This window comes from Pseudomonas baetica, from assembly GCF_002813455.1.
GTDB lineage: Bacteria > Pseudomonadota > Gammaproteobacteria > Pseudomonadales > Pseudomonadaceae > Aquipseudomonas > Aquipseudomonas baetica.
The window spans coordinates 2737365-2759027 of record NZ_PHHE01000001.1 but is presented as its reverse complement, the minus strand read 5'-3'; the positions used below and the strand labels follow the sequence as shown (position 1 = coordinate 2759027).

Below are 21663 nucleotides of genomic sequence, written 5' to 3'. Positions count from 1 at the left end.
CTTTGTTCTTTGAGCGCCACGGTGGTGGTGAGCGAGTCATCCTCGTTCACTTGGATGGACAGGACCCTGAGGCGCGCGAAGATCCGCAGGAGTTTCAGGAACTGGCTAATTCGGCGGGCGCCGAGACCGTTGCGTTTTTTAACGTTCCGCGTCATCGGCCAACCGCCAAATTCCTGATTGGCAGTGGCAAGGTCGAGGAGCTGCACGACCTGGTTCATGCCGAAAAGGCCGATCTGGTGATTTTCAATCACATCCTCACGCCCAGTCAGGAACGTAACCTCGAACGAGTTTTCGAGTGTCGCGTGATCGACCGTACCGGCCTGATCCTCGATATTTTCGCCCAGCGCGCCCGTACCCATGAAGGCAAGCTCCAGGTAGAACTGGCTCAGCTTGACCACATGAGCACCCGGCTGGTTCGCGGCTGGACTCACCTTGAGCGTCAGGGTGGCGGCATCGGCATGCGCGGTCCGGGTGAAACCCAGCTGGAAACCGACCGTCGTTTGCTGCGGGTTCGCCTGCGCCAGATCAAGGGCCGACTGGAAAAAGTACGCAGCCAGCGCGAGCAATCGCGGCGCGGCCGCTCCCGTGCCGATATTCCTACCGTGTCTCTAGTGGGGTATACCAACGCCGGTAAATCCACACTCTTCAATAACGTGACGAAATCCGACGTGTACGCGGCGGATCAGTTGTTCGCCACGCTGGACCCGACCCTGCGCCGCCTGGAGCTGGACGACCTCGGACCGATTGTCCTGGCCGACACCGTGGGTTTCATCCGCCACTTGCCCCACAAGCTGGTAGAAGCATTTCGGTCTACGCTCGAAGAGTCGAGCAACTCCGATCTGCTGTTGCACGTGATCGATGCGGCTGAACCGGATCGCATGTTGCAGATCGAGCAGGTGATGGTGGTGCTGGGCGAGATTGGGGCCCAGGACTTGCCGATCCTTGAGGTATACAACAAACTCGATTTGCTCGAAGGCGTCGAGCCACAGATCCAGCGTGATGCCGATGGCAAGCCGCAACGGGTCTGGTTATCGGCGCGTGATGGCAGCGGTCTGGAATTGCTTGAGCAAGCCATCGCCGAGTTGCTGGGCAGTGATTTGTTTGTGGGGACCTTGCGCTTGCCGCAACGATTCGCTCGACTGCGTGCGCAGTTTTTCGAACTCGGTGCGGTGCAGAAAGAAGAACACGACGAAGAAGGCATCAGTTTGCTGGCCGTTCGTTTGCCCCGGGTCGAGTTGAATCGACTGGTAAGCCGCGAAGGATTGCAGCCGATGGAATTCATCGAGCAACACACTTTGCAATAAAAGCCTGACAAAGCGGTTGTGCCGCAACGGCAGGCATTCTGTAGCATTGGTCGGCGCGCCGTGGGTGCGTCTTTGCTTTATCAGATGGAGAGCGCTATGGCTTGGAATGAGCCGGGTGGCAACTCGAACAATCAGGATCCTTGGGGTGGCAAGCGCCGCAATAATGGCGACCGCAAGGGGCCACCGGATCTCGACGAGGCCTTCCGAAAGCTGCAGGAAAGCCTGAACGGGTTGTTCGGTGGTGGTAAGAAACGCGGTGGTGATGACGGCGGTGGTTCGGGCAGGAGTGGTGGCGGCTTCGGCGGCCTGCTCGGCATCGGCCTCGTTGTGCTGGCGGCTGTCTGGCTGTACAGCGCGGTCTACGTGGTCGACGAGCAGGAGCAGGCCGTGGTGCTGCGCTTCGGCAAGTACTATGAGACTGTCGGCCCGGGCCTGAACATCTACTTCCCGCCGATCGATAAAAAGTACATGGAAAACGTCACGCGTGAGCGTGCCTACACCAAGCAGGGCCAGATGCTGACCGAGGACGAGAACATCGTCGAAGTGCCGCTGACCGTGCAGTACAAGATCAGCAACCTGCAAGATTTCGTGCTGAACGTCGATCAGCCGGAAATCAGCCTGCAACATGCGACTGAAAGTGCGCTGCGTCACGTCGTAGGTTCGACCGCGATGGATCAGGTGCTGACCGAAGGTCGTGAACTGATGGCCAGCGAAATCAAAGAGCGCCTGCAGCGGTTCCTCGATACCTATCGCACCGGTATCACCGTTACTCAGGTCAACGTACAGAGCGCCGCTGCACCGCGTGAAGTGCAGGAAGCCTTTGACGACGTGATCCGCGCCCGTGAAGACGAGCAGCGTTCGCGCAACCAGGCGGAAACCTACGCCAACGGTGTAGTACCGGAAGCCCGTGGTCAGGCGCAGCGCATCCTTGAGGATGCCAACGGTTACCGCGATGAAACGGTCTCGCGCGCCAAGGGTGAAGCTGACCGCTTTACCAAACTGGTCGCCGAGTATCGCAAGGCGCCTGAAGTCACCCGCCAGCGTCTGTATCTGGACACCATGCAGGAAGTCTTCAGCAACACCAGCAAGGTGCTCGTGACCGGCAACAAGGATGGTCAGAGCAATCTGCTTTACTTGCCGTTGGACAAAATGATCCAGAACAGTTCGGGCAGCGCACCGGTTACCGGTTCGGCCGCCGCCAGCAGCAACACGGACGTCACGCCGCATGTCACTGACGTGCCGCAGTCGCGCACAAGGGAGACCCGCTGATGAGCAATAAATCGCTGATCGCCCTGATCGTTGGCGTTGTCGTGGTACTGGTTGGCTGGAACTGCTTCTACATCGTGGCTCAGACCGAGCGTGCGGTGTTGCTGCAATTCGGTCGTGTGGTTCAAGCCGATGTCCAGCCAGGTCTGCATGTGAAAGTGCCTTACGTCAACCAGGTGCGCAAGTTCGACGCCCGCCTGCTGACGCTGGATGCACCGACGCAGCGCTTCCTGACCCTGGAAAAGAAAGCCGTGATGGTTGATGCCTACGCCAAGTGGCGCGTGAAAGATGCCGAACGCTTCTACACCGCGACTTCCGGCCTCAAGCAAATCGCCGACGAGCGTCTTTCCCGTCGACTGGAATCCGGCCTGCGTGACCAGTTCGGTAAGCGCACCCTGCACGAAGTCGTGTCGGGTGAGCGTGATGCGTTGATGGCTGACATCACCGCGTCGCTGAACAAAATGGCGGAAAAAGAGCTGGGTATCGAAGTGGTCGATGTCCGGGTCAAGGCCATCGATCTGCCCAAAGAAGTGAACCGCAGTGTGTTCGAGCGTATGAGCACCGAGCGTGAGCGTGAAGCTCGCGAGCACCGCGCCAAGGGTAACGAGCTGGCCGAAGGCATCCGTGCCGACGCCGATCGTCAACGCCGCGTGTTGCTGGCCGAAGCCTATCGTGAATCCGAAGAGGTTCGTGGTGATGGTGATGCCCAGGCCGCTGCGATCTACTCCAAGGCCTACGGCCAGGATCAGGAGTTCTACGGTTTCTACCGTAGCCTGCGCGCCTACCGTGAAAGCTTCGCGAACAAATCCGACGTCCTGGTCCTCGACCCAAGCAGCGACTTTTTCCGTTATCTGGAAAAGTCCAAGCCTTGATACGACGTTGACCTGAATCATTCCGCCCGGCGGCTAAAACCTCGGGCGGGGTGATCCTTTGGGAAAACGTGTGTATGATGCGGCAGCCGGGAAATTCCCGGCTTTTTTGCGTCTGCACGTTTGATTGCTGTTTTTGCTGCAGGACATCGGGCCAATGGCTCGAACAGTTTTTCGAGGAAAGTGATGGGCGAAGCCGGTATCAGGCCTTTCGCTGCGTCGTTCATGCGCGTGCGTTTTGAACGGACCGGTCATTTTCTGCTTCACTCAAGGCTCGCCCTAGTGCTGGCCGCCCGGATCAAAGGGGAATGGCGTAATGGCAACGGTAGACCGCTGGCTGCTGCCAGATGGCATCGAAGAAGTACTGCCACCGGAAGCGGCGCGCATTGAAGTCGCGCGTCGTCAGGTGTTGGATCTGTTCCAGAGCTGGGGTTACGAGTTTGTCGTGACTCCCCATATCGAGTACCTGGAATCCCTGCTGACCGGTGCAGGCTCGGACCTCGATCTGCGTACCTTCAAGGTCATTGACCCGCAGTCGGGCCGGCAGATGGGTTTCCGTGCCGATATCACGCCGCAAGTGGCGCGCATTGATGCGCATACCCTGCGTCGCGAAGGTCCGAGCCGTCTGTGTTACGCCGGCAGCGTGCTGCACGCCCAGCCGCGTGCACTGTCGTCCTCGCGCAGCCCGATCCAGCTGGGTGCCGAGTTGTACGGCGATGCCAGCCCGAGCAGCGACGTCGAAGTGATCAGCCTGATGCTGGCCATGCTGCAACTGGCCGATGTGCCGGATGTGCACATGGACCTTGGTCACGTTGGTATCTACCGGGGTCTGGCGCGTGCCGCCGGTCTGTCCGGTGAAGTCGAGCAGCAGTTGTTCGATGCATTGCAACGCAAGGCCATCGATGAGGTCATTACCTTGACCGAAGGCTTGCCGGCGGATCTGTCCGGCATGCTGCGTGCGCTCGTCGATCTGTGTGGCGGTCGCGAAGTGCTGGCGGCTGCCCGCGAGCGTCTGGCCAATGCGCCGGCGCCGGTACTGGCGGCACTGGAAGACTTGCTGGCGATCGCCGAGCGTCTGTCGGCGCGCTTCCCGCAGTTGCCGCTGTACTTTGATCTGGGCGAGCTGCGCGGTTACCACTACCACACCGGTGTGGTGTTCGCGGTGTTCGTACCGGGCGTTGGCCAGTCCATCGCTCAGGGCGGCCGTTACGACGACATCGGCGCCGACTTCGGTCGCGCGCGTCCGGCGACTGGCTTCTCTACCGATTTGAAAACCCTGGTGACCCTGGGGCGTGCTGAGATCGAGCTACCGTCTGGCGGTATCTGGATGCCTGACAGTACGGATGCGGCACTCTGGCAGCAGGTTTGCCAGTTGCGCAGTGAGGGTCAGCGTGTCGTTCAGGCATTGCCTGGGCAACCTTTGGCCGCCGCCCGTGATGCGGACTGCGACCGGCAATTGATTCAGCAGAACGGGCTTTGGCAAGTATCGCCACTGGCTTCTTGAGTTTTCCTGCCGGCCATCGCCGGCACCAAGTTTGCGCGAATGAGGACAAGTGTTATGGGTAAGAATGTCGTAGTCCTGGGCACCCAATGGGGTGATGAGGGCAAAGGCAAGATCGTTGATCTGCTGACCGAACATGCTGCCGCCGTAGTGCGCTACCAAGGTGGCCACAACGCTGGTCACACCCTGGTGATCGACGGCGAAAAAACCGTCTTGCACCTGATCCCGTCGGGCGTGCTGCGCGAAGGCGTGCAGTGCCTGATCGGCAATGGCGTGGTGGTTGCACCTGACGCCCTGCTGCGTGAGATCACCAAGCTGGAAGAGAAAGGCGTACCGGTGCGCGAGCGTCTGCGTATCAGCCCGTCCTGCCCGCTGATCCTGTCCTTCCACGTGGCGCTGGACCAGGCCCGTGAAAAGGCCCGTGGCGAGCTGAAGATCGGTACTACCGGTCGCGGCATCGGCCCGGCGTACGAAGACAAGGTTGCACGTCGTGGCCTGCGTGTGGGCGACCTGCTCAACATGCCGCGCTTTGAAGACAAGCTGCGTGAACTGGTGGATTACCACAACTTCATGCTGGTGGGTTACTACAAAGAGCCTGCCATCGAGTTCGAAAAAACCCTGGCCGAGTGCAAGGAATACGCTGAGCTGCTCAAGCCGCTGATGCTGGACGTGACGGCCGAGCTGCATGATCTGCGCCGCGCTGGCAAAGACATCATGTTCGAAGGCGCCCAGGGTTCGTTGCTCGACATCGACCACGGTACCTACCCGTACGTGACCAGCTCCAACACCACTGCCGGTGGCGTGGCGACCGGTTCGGGCGTTGGCCCGATGTTCCTGGACTACATCCTGGGCATCACCAAGGCTTACACCACTCGCGTAGGTTCGGGTCCATTCCCGACTGAGCTGTTTGACGAAGTGGGTGCGCACCTGGCCAAGCAAGGTCACGAATTCGGCGCTACCACCGGCCGTGCCCGTCGTTGCGGCTGGTTCGACGCCGTTATCCTGCGTCGCGCTATCGATGTGAACAGCATTTCGGGCATCTGCCTGACCAAGCTGGACGTCCTCGACGGTCTGGAAACCATCAACATCTGCGTCGGCTACAAAGATGCGCAAGGCAACGCCGTTGCTCCGACTGACGCTGACAGCTACGTGGGCCTCCAGCCTGTGTACGAAGAAGTGCCGGGCTGGACCGAGTCGACCGTGGGTGCCAAAACCCTGGAAGAGCTGCCAGCTAATGCTCGTGCCTACATCAAGCGCGTTGAAGAGTTGATCGGCGCACCGATCGACATTATTTCGACGGGCCCGGATCGCAACGAAACTATCGTTCTGCGTCATCCGTTCGCTTGATAAGTCGTTGATGTAAAAAACAAAGGCCCCTTAATCGGGGCCTTTGTCGTTTATGCCTGTTGGACGGCATGACCTTTGCTGTGAATCTGTCTACAAGAGTGCCATCAAATTAATGGCGTCAGAAGTAGAGGGATTCATCGTGTCAGCCGTTCTCTCACTGTTACAAAGCCGTTTGTTGCGGCCCGTGTTCGTTACCCTTGGTATCGCCCTTTTGGTGCAGGTGCTGGTGGCGGTTGCTCTGACACGGAGCACGGTCACCGCGCTGGAAGCCGATTTGGCGGTGCGCCTGGGGGCTGACAGCCAGAAGCTCTCAGGCGAACTGGAGCAGGCCGGGCGTGAAGTCACGTCGAGCCTCGACGCCTTGTCCGCCAGCACCCGCCAGCGTCTGACGGCCGGTTTGTCCACGCGACTGAAGGACGAGCAGGCGCAACTGCGCGCGACGCTGGAAAAGGATCTGAAGGACTCGGCCAGCGACATGGCCCAGTTGCTCGCCTCCGTTGCGCCCCGCGCCATGTGGGACAGCGATGTGCCCACCCTGTCGGAATTTGCCCGTCGCGCCCAGCGCAATCCCAATGTGTTGTTTGTGGTCTACGACGACGCCACCGGCCAGCACCTGACGCGCTATCTCAATCGCGAAAATCCGATCAACAAGGCCTTGCTGGAAAAGGGCCAGGGCGAGCGTGCGCTGGATAAAGTGCTGGATGCGGCGAAGAACGATCCATCGGTCTACTACCTCGAAGCCTCGATCAACCCGAATGGCGTGGAGATCGGCAAAGTGTTGATGGGCGTTTCCACGGCTTCGGTAGAAACTGACCTGGCGGCCCTCGACAAGCGCTTCTCGGCGCTGATCGCCAGCAGTGATCAACTGGTCGGCGACAGCCTCAAAGGCGCCGCAGCCGACAGTGCGACGGCGATGCGCGCGCGCCTGCAATCGGCGCAAACCACCGCCACCGAAATGAAAGCCAACACCGCCAGCACTGTGCAGGACGCCGCCGCGACCTTGCGCTGGCGGATCGGCATGGGTCTGGCGCTGGTCGGCTGCGGCGTGCTGCTGTTGCTCGCCGTTGTCCTCGGCCGTCGCGTGGTCAATCGTTTGAAGATGCTCAATGCTGCCATGGATGATCTGGCGGCGGGCGAGGGCGATCTGACCAAGCGCGTGCAGATCAACAGCAAGGACGAGATCGGCGACATGGCTGCGGCAGTCAATCGCTTTGTGGATAAGTTGCAGCCGATCGTGCGCGAGGCAGGTGATGTGGCTCAGCGTACCGGCGTGGAGATCGGCGCCATGACCTTGCGCAACGCTGGCGCCGATGCGGCGGCGGGGATGCAGCGGGATGAGGTGGCGGAAAGTCTGCGCGCGCTGTCGCAAATGGCTGACGAGTCACAATCAGAAAGTCATGCCATGCAAGCGGCGTTGAAACAGGTTGTGGATATCCGCCAGGCGACGGACGAAAACACCCGTACCTCGGCCAAGGTCGGCAGCTTGATTGAGGCGCTGGCCGGGCAGGTCGATACCGGGGCGAAAGTCATCGAGCGGCTGGCGCAGCAAAGCGAGCAGATTGAAGTGGTGTTGACGGTGATTCACGGGATCGCCGAGCAGACCAACCTGCTGGCACTCAATGCGGCCATCGAGGCGGCGCGGGCCGGTGAAACCGGGCGTGGGTTCGCAGTGGTAGCTGATGAGGTCCGGGCGCTGGCGAGCAAAACGCAAAGCTCTACCGGCGACATTCAGGCGCATATCGTTGCCTTGCAACAGGGTGCGCGTGAGGCGGTGGAGGCGATCGGTCAGGCCGGACGTCAGGCCAGCGAAGGTTTGCTGGTGCTGCGTGACAGCGCGCGGTTGCAGCAGTCAGTGCAGGCTTCGGTCGAGCAGGTGCATGCGGCGATTGGTCTGGCGACGCAGGCGGCGGCGCATCAGGCGCAAGGTGCGCAGGCGGTGCGTGGGCGGGTTGAAACGATTCATGCCCAGGCCGAGAAAGCGGCGCAGGCAGTGGTGGAAACCACGGCTAGCGGCAAGGTGCTGGATGGTTTGGCGGCGCAGTTGAAGGCGAGTCTGGGGCAGTTCCGGGCTTGATGTTGTTTTAGCAGGCCCCTTCGCGAGCAGGCTCGCTCCCACATTGGAATGCATTTCCCTGTGGGAGCGAGCCTGCTCGCGAAAGCTATTTCAGCGGCTCAGATACATCCGCGTCGTCAGCAAATAAACCGGTAGCCCGGATACCAAAATCAACAACGCCGCATAAGGCGCCGCTGCCGCGAACTCGACATTCGCCGTGTGCGCCCACACCTCGGTCGCCAAGGTATTTAGCCCTGTCGGACTCAGCAGCAGCGTCGCTGTCAGCTCCTTCATCGCATCCAGAAACACCAGCGCAAACGCTGCGCCCAGTGCCGGAAAGATGATCGGCAGCGTCACCCGGCAAAACGCCGTGAACGACGATGCGCCCAGCGTGCGTGCAGCCTCTTCCAGCTGCGGCGCAGCCTTGTTCAGCGCTGTGCGAATCGGTGCCTGCGCCAGCGGCAGAAACAGCAGCGCATAGGCGATCAGCAGCAGCCCGGACGTCTGATACAGCACCGGTACGTAATGCAGGGCGAAATACACCAGCGTCAGCGCAATCACCAGCCCCGGCAGCGCATGCAGCAGGTAAGGCAGGCGCTCGGCCCAGATCGCCAGTTGGCCTTTGTAACGCACCACCAACAGTCCGACCGGCACCGCCAGTATCAGGCACAACGCCGCGCCACCCAGCGACAACGCCAGCGACGACAACAAGGCTTCGGTAATCGCTGCAACCGGGAACGCCGCTGACGATCCTACCGCCAGCCAGTACGCCAGCATGCCCAGTGGAATACCGTTGCCGACAATCGCCAGCATCAGGCAATACAGTTGGCCTGCAGTGGCCCACGGCCCGAGACGAACCTGTTCAGCCTGGCGCGCCGCACCTTGCCCGGTGCGCACATGCCGGCCTTTGCCACGCACGCGCAGCTCCAGCCACAACAGCACCAGACATAGCGCCAGCAACACCGCAGAGAGCATCGCCGCATTGGCATTGCTAAACTCCAGTTCGAACTGCTGATAGATCGCCGTGGTGAAGGTTTGCAGGCCAATAATCGACAGTGCGCCGAACTCGACCAGCATGTGCAGGGCAATCAATAGCGATCCGGCAAGCAGTGACGGCCAGAGCAGCGGCAGGGTGACGCGAAAGAACACGCCCCAACGATTCTGCCCAAGCGTACGGGCAGACTCTTCCAGGGAAGGGTCGAGATTGCGCAGGGTCGCCGCAACCGGCAAAAAGATCAGCGGGTATTTTGACAGGCTCATCACCAGAATCGCCCCGCCGAGGCCTTCGAACTGCGCACTCAATGAAACCCAGGTGAAGCTGCTGACAAACGCCGGCACCGCGAACGGCAGGCACAAAATCACGCCCCACAGGCGTCGGCCGGGCAAATTGCTGCGCTCCAGCAACCAGGCCAGCGACAGGCCGATCACGCCGCAAGTGATGGTCACGCCGACCATCAATGCCAGGGTGTTACGCAGTAGCCCGAACACATACGGGCGCCACAGCAAGTGCAGCGCCTCGGCCCAGCCGGCCTGCCAGGCCTTCAGTCCGACATAGGCCAGCGGCAACAGGCTCATGACCACCAGCATTAAAACCGGCAGCACCAGCCAGATCGACGGCCGCTTGCGTCGTGGCACGTAACCCCCGCGCGCGGCGGGGGCGGTTAACGATGCGGCCATCAGTTCAAGCCAACTTCACGTTCCAGATCCAGCGCTTCTTCAGCATTGCCCAGATCGGCCGGGGTGACGTTTGGCGCTTGCAGCTCGCTGAACGGCTTGAGGCCACGATCCGATTGCATGCCGTTGTGCAGTGGGTATTCGGCGGTGGTCTGGGTGATTACGCGCTGACCTTCTTCGCTGGCCATAAAGGCGAGGAATTGCTGGGCTTCTTTAGGGTGTTTGCTGGATTTAAGTACGGCTGCGCTGGACACGGTGATCAAGCCGCCGACGTCGCCGCCGCTGAAGTAATGCAGTTTCGAATCCAGTTGGCCTTTTTCGCGCTGCAGGGCGAACCAGTAGTAGTTGTTCACCAGCACGGTCGCGACTTCGCCGTTTTCCACGGCTTTGAGCGCAACCATGTTGTTGCTGTAGGTTTTGCCGAAAGCGCGCAGGCCGGTCAGCCATTCTTCGGCGGCGTCGCGACCGTGCATCTTGATGATCGCCACGGCCTGCTCCTGGAACGCGCCGCTGGTTGGCACGAAGCCGACCTTGCCTTGCCATTGCGGATCGGAGAACTCCATCACCGATTTCGGCAGGTCTTTTTCATCGATCAGTTTCGGGTTGTAAGCGACCACGCGAACCCGCGCGGTGACGCCGATCCAGGTGCCATTACCTGCCACGTATTTTTTCGGCAGAACCGCCAGGGTGGCGTCATCCGCCTTGGCCAGCAGGCCTTGTTCGCCGAGTTTATTCAGCGGCGGAGATTCTTCGGTGTAAATCACGTCGGCAGGGGAGCGGTCGCCTTCTTCGACGATCTGGCTGGCGAGCTGATTGCTGCTACCTTTGCGAACGTTGACGTGAATACCGGTCTTGGCTTCGAAGGCTTTGGCGATCGCGTCGCCGACTTCCTTGTGTTGGCCGTTGTAGAGAGTCAGGGAAACCGCATCGGCAGCCTGGGTGAGGGGGGTGGCGAGTGCCAGGCCGAGGAGGGTGAAGGTCAGGCTTCGGCGCAGGGTATTTCGAAACGTCATTCGCAGGGTTCCTCACTGTCGCATTGCAAAAACTTGCAACAATGATAAACGATATTGTTTCTCAAGTGCGCCTTGCGGGGCGAGGCAGGGTCTGGTACGGCGGTCGATGTTTTTCGGATGCCAGAAACGCAAAAACCCGCTTTCGTGGGTTTCTGTGAAATACAAGGTCGTGACCTTGCATTTGAATTGGTGCCCAGAAGAAGACTCGAACTTCCACGACCGTAAGGTCACCAGCACCTGAAGCTGGCGTGTCTACCAATTTCACCATCTGGGCAATCATCGCAAGCGTTGCCGCTGTTGATGTGGCGCACTATACGGAGCGCTTTTTGATCTGTAAACCCCTGATTTAATTTTAATAAATCGGTTTTAACAAATGCGTTCCTTAGAATGCACAAAACCCGCTTTCGCGGGTTTTGTGTGAGTCTTGAAACTGATCTAGTCTCAAACTCGAAATTGGTGCCCAGAAGAAGACTCGAACTTCCACGACCGTAAGGTCACCAGCACCTGAAGCTGGCGTGTCTACCAATTTCACCATCTGGGCAGTATCGGCAGCGCTTGTGCGTCGTCGATGGCGCGCACTATACGGAGCACCTTTTTAACTGTAAACCCCTGCTGCGATTTTTTTTGAGTTTTTTTTACCCGCGGTGTTCAAAAGCCCTGCAAAGCGTCGATACAAGGCTTTAGATGGGCCTTGATAGTCTGAAATTTCCCGTTTGATGGCGCCTATGCCAAACTAACCGTATATAGACAAGGTGAAAACTCTCTAATGGCCGATTGGCAGTCCCTCGATCCCGAGGCCGCTCGTGAAGCGGAAAAATACGAAAACCCTATTCCTAGCCGCGAACTGATCCTGGCGCATCTCGCCGATCGGGGTTCGCCTGCTGCCCGTGAGCAACTGGTCGAAGAGTTTGGTCTGACCACTGAAGACCAGATCGAAGCCCTGCGCCGCCGCCTGCGCGCCATGGAGCGCGACGCTCAACTGATCTACACCCGTCGTGGTACATATGCCCCGGTGGATAAGCTCGACCTGATCCTCGGCCGCATCAGCGGTCACCGTGACGGCTTCGGCTTCCTGGTGCCGGACGACGGCAGCGATGACCTGTTCATGAGCCCGGCGCAAATGCGTCTGGTGTTCGACGGTGACCGTGCGCTGGCCCGAGTTTCCGGTCTCGACCGTCGTGGTCGCCGTGAAGGCGTGATCGTTGAAGTGGTGTCCCGTGCCCACGAAACCATCGTCGGTCGCTACTTTGAAGAAGGCGGTATCGGCTTCGTCGTTGCGGATAACCCGAAGATTCAGCAAGAAGTGCTGGTCACTCCGGGCCGCAACGCCAACGCCCAGATCGGTCAGTTCGTCGAGGTGAAAATCACCCACTGGCCGACACCGCGCTTCCAGCCGCAAGGCGACGTGGTCGAAGTGGTCGGCAACTACATGGCGCCGGGCATGGAAATCGATGTCGCGCTGCGTACTTACGACATTCCGCACGTCTGGCCTGAAGCCGTGCTGAAAGAAGCTGCCAAGCTCAAGCCGGAAGTCGAAGAGAAAGACAAGGAAAAGCGCGTCGATCTGCGCCATCTGCCGTTCGTCACCATCGACGGCGAAGATGCCCGCGACTTCGACGATGCGGTTTATTGCGAAGCCAAGCCGGGCAAGCTGCGCCTGTTCTCCGGCGGCTGGAAGTTGTACGTGGCGATTGCCGACGTTTCCAGCTACGTGAAGATTGGTTCGGCGCTGGACAACGAAGCCCAAGTGCGCGGCAACTCGGTGTACTTCCCTGAGCGCGTCGTGCCGATGCTGCCTGAGCAACTGTCCAACGGCCTGTGCTCGCTGAACCCGCACGTTGATCGTCTGGCCATGGTTTGCGAGATGACCATCTCCAAGTCCGGCGAAATGACCGACTACTGCTTCTATGAAGCGGTTATCCACTCCCACGCCCGTCTGACCTACAACAAGGTCAGTGCGATGCTGGAGACGCCGAAGGTCGCCGAAGCACGCAAACTGCGTGGCGAATACACCGACGTCGTGCCGCATCTCAAGCAGCTTTATTCGCTGTACAAAGTGCTGCTGGCCGCTCGTCACGTGCGTGGCGCGATCGATTTTGAAACGCAGGAAACCCGGATTATCTTCGGTTCCGAGCGCAAGATTGCCGAAATCCGCCCGACCATCCGTAACGATGCGCACAAGCTGATCGAGGAATGCATGCTGGCGGCCAACGTGGCCACTGCCGAATTCCTGAAAAAACACGAAATCCCTGCGCTGTACCGCGTTCACGCCGGTCCGCCGCCGGAGCGTCTGGAAAAACTGCGTGCCTTCCTTGGCGAGCTCGGCCTGTCCCTGCACAAAGGCAAGGACGGCCCGTCGCCGAAGGACTATCAGGCCCTGCTGGCAAGCATCAAGGATCGTCCGGATTTCCACCTGATTCAGACCGTGATGCTGCGTTCGTTGAGCCAGGCGGTGTACAGCGCTGAAAACGATGGCCACTTCGGTCTGAATTACGAAGCCTATACCCACTTCACTTCGCCGATCCGTCGTTACCCGGACTTGCTCACGCACCGCGCTATCCGCAGCGTGATCCATTCGAAACAGGACACCCCGCACGTTCGCCGTGCCGGTGCGATGACCATTCCGAAGGCGCGCATCTATCCGTACGACGAAGCGGCCCTGGAGCAGCTCGGCGAGCAGTGCTCGATGAGCGAGCGTCGTGCCGACGAGGCGACCCGCGACGTAGTGAACTGGCTCAAGTGCGAGTTCATGAAAGATCGCGTGGGCGAGTCGTTCCCCGGCGTGATCACCGCCGTGACCGGTTTCGGCCTGTTCGTCGAGCTGACTGATATCTACGTCGAAGGTCTGGTGCACGTTACTGCGTTGCCGGGCGACTACTACCACTTCGATCCCGTGCATCACCGCTTGGCGGGCGAACGCACCGGTCGTAGCTTCCGTCTCGGCGATACCGTTGAAGTGCGCGTCATGCGCGTTGACCTCGACGAGCGCAAGATTGACTTCGAGATGGCGGAAAAAACCATCAGCGCGCCGATCGGTCGCAAAAAACGCGGTACCGAAACCGCCGCTCCACCGGCCAAGGCTTCGGAAGAAAAGGCTCCGGCAAAAACCGCCAGCCGTCGTCCGGCCAAAGAGAAGGCTGCAGAAGCCTATCGCCCGAGCGATGCCGTGGCGAAAAACGCCGAGCTGCGCAAAAGCCGTGAAATGAAGAAAGCGCTGCTTTCCGACGCAAAAAACGGTGGTAAAGCGGCGTCCGGGGGAAAGACCGGGCGGTCGGCGCCTGAAAATGCGACCGGCGGCAAGCCAGCCAAACCGAGCAAACACCGTAAAGGCCCGCCGAAAGCGGGTTCTGCTCCAGCCAAAAGTGGCGGGGCGCGTAAACCGAAGGCGAAGTCATGAGTCAGTTGGAAAAAATCTACGGCGTTCACGCGGTAGAAGCGTTGCTGCGTCACCACCCCAAGCGCGTCAAGCAGATCTGGCTGGCTGAAAGCCGCAACGATCCGCGCGTGCAGACCCTGATCGAGCTGGCCAACGAGAATCGTGTCCAGGTCGGTCAGGCCGAGCGCCGTGAAATGGACGCCTGGGTTGAGGGCGTGCACCAGGGCGTGGTCGCGGACGTGAGTCCGAGCCAGGTCTGGGGCGAAGCGATGCTCGACGAGCTGCTTGATCGCACCGAAGGCGCGCCGCTGTTGCTGGTGCTCGACGGCGTGACCGATCCGCATAACCTCGGCGCCTGCCTGCGTTCGGCGGATGCTGCCGGTGCGCTGGCGGTGATCGTGCCGAAGGACAAGTCGGCGACCCTGACACCTGTGGTACGTAAAGTCGCCTGCGGCGCGGCTGAAGTGATTCCGCTGGTGGCCGTGACCAACCTTGCGCGCACCCTGGAAAAGCTTCAGCAGCGCGGTCTGTGGGTTGTCGGTACGGCGGGTGAGGCCGAGGTCAGCATTTATGACCAGGACCTGACTGGCCCGACCATCCTGATCATGGGTGCCGAAGGTAAAGGCATGCGTCGCCTGACCCGCGAGCACTGCGACTATCTGGTGAACCTGCCGATGGCCGGTAGTGTCAGCAGTCTTAACGTGTCCGTGGCGACGGGCGTGTGCCTGTTCGAAGCACAGCGTCAGCGCGGTGCGAAAGCCAAGGCTGCCGCGAAGAAGTCCTGAGTCGAACACGGTGCAAATGTGGGAGCGAGCCTGCTCGCGAAAGGGGAGTGTCAGTCGACGTAAATGTTGCCTGACAGACCGCATTCGCGAGCAAGCCCGCTCCCACAGTGTTTTGTGGGAAGGCGAAGATTGGTGATTGTTCAAATAATCACCAATTGCCTTGCGCCTCTTCAGTCCCTTCTCTACAATTGCGCCCCTTGCTGTGACGGCAGGCACGCATGTGCCCCGCGCCGGCAAGTCCATAAGTGTCATTCACTCCTTGTCTGACCGTTTTTGAGCGGCAGGCTACAACCCGTAAGGAGCATTCATGCGTCATTACGAAATCATCTTTTTGGTCCACCCGGATCAAAGCGAGCAAGTCGGCGGCATGGTTGAGCGTTACACCAAGCTGATCGAAGAAGACGGCGGCAAAATCCACCGTCTGGAAGATTGGGGCCGTCGTCAACTGGCCTACGCAATCAACAATGTTCACAAGGCTCACTACGTGATGCTGAACGTTGAGTGCACTGGCAAGGCCCTGGCCGAGCTGGAAGACAACTTCCGCTACAACGATGCAGTGATCCGTAACCTGGTCATCCGTCGCGAAGAAGCCGTTACCGGCCAATCCGAGATGCTCAAGGCTGAAGAAAACCGCAGTGAGCGCCGTGAGCGTCGCGACCGTCCTGAGCACGAAGGCGCTGAAGGCGCTGATAGTGATGACAGCGACAACAGCGATAACGCTGACGAGTAATCCACGGACCTTTTAAGGAGCCTATCAAATGGCACGTTTCTTCCGTCGTCGTAAATTCTGCCGCTTCACCGCTGAAGACGTGAAAGAGATCGATTACAAAGATCTCAACACTCTGAAAGCCTACGTATCCGAGACCGGCAAAATCGTTCCAAGCCGTATCACTGGTACCAAAGCTCGTTATCAGCGTCAGCTGGCCACCGCTATCAAGCGCGCCCGCTTCCTGGCCCTGCTGGCCTACACCGACAGCCACGGCCGCTGAGACCGGGCAGTCGACAAGTAGCAAAGGATTGAATGCATGCGTGCCTTAGCTGAGTTCATCATGCGAGGCCGTATGCAGGCCACTCTCGTGGTGGCCGGATGTGCAACATTGCCGTTGCTGTATTGGTTGGGTGCTGCCGCCGGGAGCCTTGTGCTTCTGCGGCGCGGATTGACGGACGCCCTTGGCGTTCTGTCCCTGGGGCTGCTGCCGGCATTGATCTGGTGGCTGTATGCCGATGACCCACGGGCACTTCTGGTGCTGCTGGGGTCTTCGGGGCTTGCGTTGGTTTTGCGCGCAAGTGAATCCTGGGTCCGCACGCTGCTGGTCAGCGTAGCAATAGGCGTGGTGTTTTCAGTGGTGCTCGGGGCGGCGTTTGCGGCCCAGATCGAGATGCTCGCGCAGGCCCTTATAAAGGTCATGCCCGCGCTTCTCGGTGAGACCTACAAGCAATTGTCGGTCGATGAGCAAGCGCGTTTCGCGTCCCTGATTGCACCCGTCCTGACCGGACTGATTGCGGCTTTGTTGCAGATCGTCAGCGTGCTGAGCCTGATTGTCGGGCGTCATTGGCAGGCGTTGTTGTACAACCCGGGTGGTTTTGGTCGCGAGTTTCGCGCCATCCGGATCCCGCTGGGGCCGGCGATGTTACTGCTGGCGTTGATGCTTCTGGGCCCGAATCTCGGTGCACAGATGGCCATGTTGACGCCGTTGTGCAGTGTACCGCTGGTGTTCGCCGGACTGGCCCTGATTCATGGGCTGGTCGGGCAGAAGCGACTGGCCGGTTTCTGGCTGGTGGGGTTGTACGTAACGCTGTTGCTGTTCATGCAGCTGATCTATCCGTTGCTCGTGGTTCTGGCCATTGTCGACAGCCTGATTGATTTTCGCGGTCGTCACGTGTCGAAAGACACCGACAGCGCGAACGGTGAAGGTTAAAAGTTAAGAGGATTTCCACATGCAACTGATCCTTCTGGAAAAAATCGCCAACCTGGGCAACCTGGGCGACAAAGTAAACGTTAAGGCCGGTTACGGCCGTAACTACCTGCTGCCTTTCGGCAAAGCTACCGCTGCGACCGCTGCCAACCTGGCTGCGTTCGAAGAGCGTCGTGCTGAGCTGGAAAAAGCCGCTGCAGACCGTAAAGCATCGGCTGAAAGCCGTGCTGCCCAACTGGCCGAGCTGGAAGTGACCATCACTGCCACCGCTGGCGACGAAGGCAAGCTGTTCGGTTCGATCGGTACTCACGACATCGCTGACGCACTGACCGCCTCCGGCGTTGAAGTGGCGAAGAGCGAAGTTCGTCTGCCGAACGGCACCATCCGCAACGTAGGCGAATTCGACGTAGCCGTGCACCTGCACGCCGAAGTTGAAGCCACCGTACGCGTTGTCGTGGTAGCAGCTTAAGCAACACCAGATCGGCTGGCGGCTTGTCCGTCAGACGGTTAACATCGGGCACGATCCTGTTTACAGGTCGTGCCCTTTGTCTTTCTGCAATCCCTGCTTTTACTAAACAACACAAGTGGCCATGAACGATATCTCCGCTCCCGAGCAATACGATCTGCAAACCGCCGCCCTGAAGGTGCCGCCGCATTCCATCGAGGCCGAACAGGCTGTACTCGGTGGTCTGATGCTGGACAACAACGCCTGGGAACGCGTGCTCGATCAAGTCTCCGACGGCGATTTCTATCGACATGACCACCGTCTGATTTTCCGTGCGATCGCCAAACTGGCCGATCAGAACTCGCCGATCGACGTCGTGACCCTTGCCGAGCAATTGGACAAGGAAGGTCAGACGTCCCAGGTCGGCGGCCTCGGTTATCTCGGCGAACTGGCGAAAAACACGCCGTCCGTCGCTAACATCAAGGCCTATGCGCAGATCGTCCGTGAGCGGGCAACCCTGCGCCAACTGATCGGCATTAGTACCGAAATCGCCGACAGCGCCTTCAATCCGGAAGGTCGTACTGCTGCCGAGATTCTCGACGAAGCGGAACGTCAGATCTTCCAGATTGCCGAGGCCCGGCCTAAAACCGGCGGCCCGGTCGGCGTCAACGATTTGCTGACCAAAGCCATCGACCGCATCGATACCTTGTTCAACACCGACAACGCCATCACCGGCCTGTCCACCGGTTATACCGACCTCGACGAGAAGACCAGCGGCCTGCAACCGTCCGACTTGATCATTGTCGCCGGCCGTCCGTCGATGGGTAAAACCACCTTCGCAATGAACCTGGTGGAGAACGCTGTGTTGCGCAGCGAGAAGGCAGTGCTGGTGTACTCCCTCGAGATGCCAGGCGAATCGCTGATCATGCGTATGCTGTCCTCGCTGGGTCGCATCGACCAGACCAAGGTGCGTTCTGGCCAGCTGGAAGACGACGACTGGCCACGCCTTACGTCGGCGGTCAACCTGCTCAACGACCGCAAGCTGTTCATCGACGATACAGCGGGCATCAGCCCGTCGGAAATGCGTGCCCGGACTCGACGTCTGGTGCGTGAGCACGGCGACGTCGGCCTGATCATGATCGACTACCTGCAACTGATGCAGATCCCGGGTTCGAGCGGTGACAACCGCACTAACGAAATTTCCGAGATTTCGCGATCCCTGAAAGCCCTGGCCAAGGAATTCAACTGCCCGGTGGTTGCCCTGTCGCAGCTCAACCGTTCCCTGGAGCAGCGCCCGAACAAACGCCCGGTGAACTCCGACTTGCGCGAATCCGGAGCGATCGAGCAGGACGCCGACGTCATCATGTTCGTGTACCGGGACGAGGTGTATCACCCGGAAACCGAGCACAAAGGCATCGCCGAAATCATCATCGGCAAGCAGCGGAACGGCCCGATCGGCTTTATCCGCCTGGCCTTCATCGGCAAGTACACCCGTTTCGAAAACCTTGCGCCGGGCAGTTACAACTTCGACGACGATGAATAATTTTCTCATCGTCTGAGCTGACGCCTTCGCGAGCAGGCTCGCTCCCACTCTGGAATGCGTTCCTTTGTGGGAGCGAGCCTGCTCGCGAATGGGCGTGGCGCAATTTCCGACCATAGCCGTCGGAATTGGTCAAAATTTGTGCTATATTCCGCGCCCGCGAAATTCAATGAAAGCCAACACCGGTTATCGACATGCAAGCAGCCAAGCCGTTATTTGACTATCCAAAGTACTGGGCCGAATGTTTCGGGCCAGCGCCATTCCTGCCGATGAGCAGGGAGGAGATGGATCAGCTCGGCTGGGATTCCTGCGACATCATCATCGTTACCGGTGATGCCTACGTCGATCACCCGTCGTTCGGTATGGCGATCATCGGCCGGCTGCTGGAGTCCCAGGGCTTCCGCGTCGGGATCATTGCCCAGCCAAACTGGCAGTCCAAAGACGACTTCATGAAGCTCGGCGAGCCGAACCTGTTTTTCGGCGTCGCGGCCGGCAACATGGACTCGATGATCAACCGCTACACCGCCGACAAGAAAATCCGTTCCGACGACGCCTACACGCCCGGCGGCATGGCCGGCAAGCGTCCGGATCGCGCGAGCCTGGTTTACAGCCAGCGTTGCAAGGAAGCCTACAAGCACGTGCCGATCGTGCTTGGCGGCATCGAAGCCTCCCTGCGCCGCATTGCGCACTACGACTACTGGCAGGATCGCGTACGTAACTCGATCCTGATCGACGCCAGCGCTGACATTCTGCTGTACGGCAACGCCGAGCGAGCGATTGTCGAGGTGGCCCAGCGTCTGTCTTACGGCCACAAGATCGAAGACATCACCGACGTGCGCGGCACAGCGTTCATTCGTCGCGATACGCCGAAAGACTGGTATGAAGTCGACTCGACGCGTATCGACCGTCCGGGCAAGGTCGACAAGATCATCAACCCGTACGTGAATACCCAGGACACCCAGGCCTGCGCCATCGAGCAGGAAAAGGGTCCGGTCGAAGATCCGCAGGAAGCCAAGGTCGTGCAGATCCTGGCCAGCCCGCGCATGACCCGCGACAAGACCGTGATTCGTCTGCCGTCGGTTGAAAAGGTCCGTGGCGACGCCGTTCTGTATGCCCACGCCAACCGCGTGCTGCACCTGGAAACCAACCCGGGCAACGCCCGTGCGCTGGTGCAGAAGCATGGCGAAGTCGACGTCTGGTTCAACCCGCCGCCGATTCCGATGACCACTGAAGAAATGGACTACGTGTTCGGGATGCCTTACGCACGTGTTCCGCATCCTGCGTACGGCAAGGAAAAGATCCCGGCCTACGACATGATCCGTTTCTCGGTGAACATCATGCGTGGCTGCTTCGGTGGCTGCACCTTCTGCTCGATCACCGAGCACGAAGGCCGGATCATCCAGAACCGTTCCGAAGAGTCGATCATTCGCGAAATCGAAGAGATCCGCGACAAGGTCCCAGGCTTTACCGGGGTCATTTCCGACCTCGGCGGCCCGACCGCGAACATGTACCGCATCGCCTGCAAAACGCCGGAAATCGAATCCGCGTGCCGCAAGCCGTCCTGCGTATTCCCGGGCATCTGCCCGAACCTGAACACCGACCACTCGTCGCTGATTCAGCTGTACCGCAGCGCCCGTGCATTGCCGGGTGTGAAGAAAATCCTGATTGCCTCCGGCCTGCGTTACGACCTCGCGGTCGAGTCGCCGGAGTACGTCAAAGAGCTGGTGACCCACCACGTTGGCGGTTACCTGAAGATCGCCCCGGAACACACCGAGGAAGGTCCGCTCAACCAGATGATGAAACCGGGCATTGGCAGCTATGACAAGTTCAAGCGCATGTTCGAGAAGTACACCAAGGAAGCGGGCAAAGAGCAGTACCTGATTCCGTACTTCATCGCCGCGCACCCGGGCACCACCGACGAAGACATGATGAACCTGGCCCTGTGGCTCAAGGGCAATGGCTTCCGCGCCGACCAGGTGCAGGCGTTCTACCCGTCGCCGATGGCCACCGCCACCGCGATGTACCACTCGGGCAAGAACCCGCTGCGCAAGGTCACTTACAAGAGTGACGGCGTGACCATCGTCAAGAGCGAGGAGCAGCGTCGTCTGCACAAGGCGTTCCTGCGTTACCACGACCCGAAAGGCTGGCCGATGCTGCGTGAAGCGTTGATCCGCATGGGCCGTGGCGACCTGATCGGGCCGGGCAAGGATCAACTGATTCCGCTGCATCAGCCGTCCACCGACAGCTACCAGAGCGCCCGTCGCAAGAACTCGACGCCGGCTGGCAGCCATAAAGTGGCGAAAGAAGGCAAAGAGAAGACCACCAAGATCCTCACCCAGCACACCGGTCTGCCGCCGCGTGCCAGTGATGGCGGTAATCCGTGGGACAAGCGTGAGCAGGCCAAGGCAGCAGCGTTCGCCCGCAACCAGCAGGCCGCCAAGGAGCGCAAAGACGCGGCCAAGGGCAAAGGGCCGAAGCCGGCGCGCAAACCGGTGGTGCCACGCTAAGCCGTTTTCAGCTCAACAGAACGCCAACCTTCGGGTTGGCGTTCTGCATTTCAGGGCTCAAGGAAAT

General features: G+C 59.8%; 16 protein-coding genes and 2 tRNA genes. 14 read left to right on the top strand and 4 right to left on the bottom strand.

Features of this window, described 5'->3' with window-relative positions:
* Window positions 1–2 precede the first annotated feature (2 nt).
* The 6 genes from hflX (at window position 3) to ATI02_RS12495 (ending at window position 8361) form a co-directional block, all read left to right on the top strand.
* Complete coding sequence (hflX, locus tag ATI02_RS12520) at window positions 3–1304, top strand: ribosome rescue GTPase HflX (RefSeq protein WP_100846427.1); 1302 nt, start codon at window positions 3–5, stop codon at window positions 1302–1304.
* A gap of 96 nt (window positions 1305–1400) precedes the next feature.
* Complete coding sequence (hflK, locus tag ATI02_RS12515) at window positions 1401–2573, top strand: FtsH protease activity modulator HflK (protein ID WP_095187331.1); 1173 nt, start codon at window positions 1401–1403, stop codon at window positions 2571–2573.
* Window positions 2573–3442: a protease modulator HflC gene (hflC, locus tag ATI02_RS12510; protein WP_042557389.1), complete on the top strand. Its 870-nt coding sequence runs from the start codon at window positions 2573–2575 to the stop codon at window positions 3440–3442. Before hflK ends, hflC begins: the two co-directional genes overlap by 1 nt.
* Window positions 3443–3755: 313 nt before the next feature.
* Complete coding sequence (locus tag ATI02_RS12505; RefSeq protein ID WP_095187330.1) at window positions 3756–4943, top strand: ATP phosphoribosyltransferase regulatory subunit; 1188 nt, start codon at window positions 3756–3758, stop codon at window positions 4941–4943.
* Between the two features lie 54 nt (window positions 4944–4997).
* Window positions 4998–6287: an adenylosuccinate synthase gene (locus ATI02_RS12500; protein WP_027921980.1), complete on the top strand. Its 1290-nt coding sequence runs from the start codon at window positions 4998–5000 to the stop codon at window positions 6285–6287.
* 139 nt (window positions 6288–6426) lie between these two features.
* Window positions 6427–8361, top strand: a complete 1935-nt coding sequence (locus tag ATI02_RS12495) for a methyl-accepting chemotaxis protein (RefSeq protein ID WP_100848458.1) — start codon at window positions 6427–6429, stop codon at window positions 8359–8361.
* Between the two features lie 90 nt (window positions 8362–8451).
* Here the strand turns inward: ATI02_RS12495 and ATI02_RS12490 are convergent, their stop codons facing one another.
* The 4 genes from ATI02_RS12490 to ATI02_RS12475 all read right to left on the bottom strand — a co-directional run bounded on the left by ATI02_RS12490 (window position 8452) and on the right by ATI02_RS12475 (window position 11568).
* Window positions 8452–10017 (bottom strand): ABC transporter permease, encoded by a 1566-nt coding sequence (locus ATI02_RS12490; RefSeq protein WP_100846426.1) that lies wholly within the window; start codon window positions 10015–10017, stop codon window positions 8452–8454.
* Window positions 10017–11027 carry an iron ABC transporter substrate-binding protein gene (locus ATI02_RS12485; RefSeq protein ID WP_095187328.1) on the bottom strand — a complete coding sequence of 337 codons (1011 nt, stop codon included), beginning with the start codon at window positions 11025–11027 and terminating at the stop codon, window positions 10017–10019. Before ATI02_RS12485 ends, ATI02_RS12490 begins: the two co-directional genes overlap by 1 nt.
* A 187-nt stretch (window positions 11028–11214) precedes the next feature.
* A tRNA-Leu gene (locus tag ATI02_RS12480) sits at window positions 11215–11301 on the bottom strand.
* A gap of 180 nt (window positions 11302–11481) precedes the next feature.
* Window positions 11482–11568 (bottom strand) — tRNA-Leu (locus ATI02_RS12475).
* 225 nt (window positions 11569–11793) lie between these two features.
* Between ATI02_RS12475 and rnr the strand changes: the two genes are divergently transcribed.
* From rnr to ATI02_RS12435, 8 genes are all read left to right on the top strand, one after another.
* Window positions 11794–14424, top strand: a complete 2631-nt coding sequence (gene rnr, locus ATI02_RS12470; protein WP_100846425.1) for a ribonuclease R — start codon at window positions 11794–11796, stop codon at window positions 14422–14424.
* Window positions 14421–15188 (top strand): 23S rRNA (guanosine(2251)-2'-O)-methyltransferase RlmB, encoded by a 768-nt coding sequence (gene rlmB / locus ATI02_RS12465; RefSeq protein WP_095187326.1) that lies wholly within the window; start codon window positions 14421–14423, stop codon window positions 15186–15188. The genes rnr and rlmB overlap by 4 nt, the downstream gene beginning before the upstream one ends.
* Before the next feature lie 307 nt (window positions 15189–15495).
* Complete coding sequence (gene rpsF, locus ATI02_RS12460; protein WP_095187325.1) at window positions 15496–15918, top strand: 30S ribosomal protein S6; 423 nt, start codon at window positions 15496–15498, stop codon at window positions 15916–15918.
* 28 nt (window positions 15919–15946) lie between these two features.
* A complete protein-coding gene (rpsR, locus tag ATI02_RS12455; protein WP_002551829.1) occupies window positions 15947–16177 on the top strand; it encodes a 30S ribosomal protein S18 in 231 nt (76 codons plus the stop codon).
* Window positions 16178–16213: 36 nt separating this feature from the next.
* Window positions 16214–17107 (top strand): hypothetical protein, encoded by an 894-nt coding sequence (locus ATI02_RS12450; protein ID WP_095187324.1) that lies wholly within the window; start codon window positions 16214–16216, stop codon window positions 17105–17107.
* Window positions 17108–17126: 19 nt separating this feature from the next.
* Entirely contained in the window at window positions 17127–17573 is a 447-nt protein-coding gene (rplI, locus tag ATI02_RS12445; protein WP_003186385.1) for a 50S ribosomal protein L9, read from the top strand.
* A gap of 121 nt (window positions 17574–17694) precedes the next feature.
* A complete protein-coding gene (dnaB, locus tag ATI02_RS12440) occupies window positions 17695–19092 on the top strand; it encodes a replicative DNA helicase (RefSeq protein ID WP_016983781.1) in 1398 nt (465 codons plus the stop codon).
* 191 nt (window positions 19093–19283) lie between these two features.
* Window positions 19284–21596, top strand: a complete 2313-nt coding sequence (locus ATI02_RS12435) for a YgiQ family radical SAM protein (RefSeq protein WP_095187323.1) — start codon at window positions 19284–19286, stop codon at window positions 21594–21596.
* The last annotated feature ends 67 nt before the right edge of the window (window positions 21597–21663 follow it).

Bases quoted from the DNA above. Each gene is read 5' to 3' on its own strand.
- hflK (WP_095187331.1), top strand. From the start codon at position 1,401: ATGGCTTGGAATGAGCCGGGTGGCAACTCGAACAATCAGGATCCTTGG.
- hflC (WP_042557389.1), top strand. From the start codon at position 2,573: ATGAGCAATAAATCGCTGATCGCCCTGATCGTTGGCGTTGTCGTGGTA.
- ATI02_RS12505 (WP_095187330.1), top strand. From the start codon at position 3,756: ATGGCAACGGTAGACCGCTGGCTGCTGCCAGATGGCATCGAAGAAGTA.
- ATI02_RS12500 (WP_027921980.1), top strand. From the start codon at position 4,998: ATGGGTAAGAATGTCGTAGTCCTGGGCACCCAATGGGGTGATGAGGGC.
- ATI02_RS12490 (WP_100846426.1), bottom strand. From the start codon at position 10,017: ATGGCCGCATCGTTAACCGCCCCCGCCGCGCGCGGGGGTTACGTGCCA.
- ATI02_RS12485 (WP_095187328.1), bottom strand. From the start codon at position 11,027: ATGACGTTTCGAAATACCCTGCGCCGAAGCCTGACCTTCACCCTCCTC.
- rnr (WP_100846425.1), top strand. From the start codon at position 11,794: ATGGCCGATTGGCAGTCCCTCGATCCCGAGGCCGCTCGTGAAGCGGAA.
- rlmB (WP_095187326.1), top strand. From the start codon at position 14,421: ATGAGTCAGTTGGAAAAAATCTACGGCGTTCACGCGGTAGAAGCGTTG.
- rpsF (WP_095187325.1), top strand. From the start codon at position 15,496: ATGCGTCATTACGAAATCATCTTTTTGGTCCACCCGGATCAAAGCGAG.
- rpsR (WP_002551829.1), top strand. From the start codon at position 15,947: ATGGCACGTTTCTTCCGTCGTCGTAAATTCTGCCGCTTCACCGCTGAA.
- ATI02_RS12450 (WP_095187324.1), top strand. From the start codon at position 16,214: ATGCGTGCCTTAGCTGAGTTCATCATGCGAGGCCGTATGCAGGCCACT.
- rplI (WP_003186385.1), top strand. From the start codon at position 17,127: ATGCAACTGATCCTTCTGGAAAAAATCGCCAACCTGGGCAACCTGGGC.
- dnaB (WP_016983781.1), top strand. From the start codon at position 17,695: ATGAACGATATCTCCGCTCCCGAGCAATACGATCTGCAAACCGCCGCC.
- ATI02_RS12435 (WP_095187323.1), top strand. From the start codon at position 19,284: ATGCAAGCAGCCAAGCCGTTATTTGACTATCCAAAGTACTGGGCCGAA.